Origin of the sequence: Agromyces aerolatus, from assembly GCF_031432255.1 — a bacterium.
Lineage (GTDB): Bacteria > Actinomycetota > Actinomycetes > Actinomycetales > Microbacteriaceae > Agromyces.
In genome coordinates this window covers 1-630 of the sequence record NZ_JAVKGQ010000040.1, presented here as the reverse complement: position 1 = coordinate 630, position 630 = coordinate 1, and the positions used below count along the sequence as shown (strand labels likewise).

Below are 630 nucleotides of genomic sequence, written 5' to 3'. Positions count from 1 at the left end.
TCATGCGGCGACCTCCGTCCACTCGCCGGTCGTGGCCGAGGCCAGCACGGCCTCGGTCACGCGGACCGCGCGCAGCCCGTCGTCGAAGGTCGGCAGCCCTTCGGGCCGCGCGCCCGAGATGGTCGCGTAAGTGTCGGCCACGAACGCGTTGAACGCGTCCTGATAGCCCATCGGATGCCCCGGCGGCACGAGCGACAACCGAGCCGCATCGGGCGAGAGCCGGGCCGGGTCGCGTTCGACGACGCTCGACGTCGAGGTGCGGCCGACCCACAGCGTCTCGGGGCGCTCCTGCTCGAAACGCACGCTCGCCTCGGTGCCGCCGAGCTCGAGCACGAGGCCGTTCTTGTGCCCGGGCGCGACCTGCGACACCAGCAGCGTGCCGATCGCCCCGCCCGCGAGCTCGACGACCACCGCGACGAGGTCCTCGGTCGCGATGTCGGTGTTCGTCGCGCGCGCGCCGAACACCGTACGGGTGCGCGCGTTCAGCCGCACGACCCGATCACCGGTCGTGAACTCGAGCAGGTCCACCAGGTGCGAGCCGATGTCGGCGAACGCGCGCGACGGACCGCCCTGCGCGGTGTCGACCCGCCAGTCATCGTCGTGGGGCGTCGCGAGCCAGTCCTGCAAGTA

At 72.4% G+C, this 630-nt stretch carries 1 protein-coding gene; it reads right to left on the bottom strand.

From position 1 onward, the window contains the following. Positions 1-630, bottom strand: a 630-nt coding sequence (locus RH864_RS19190) for a Gfo/Idh/MocA family protein (RefSeq protein WP_310519184.1), incomplete at its 5' end; no start/stop codon positions are given.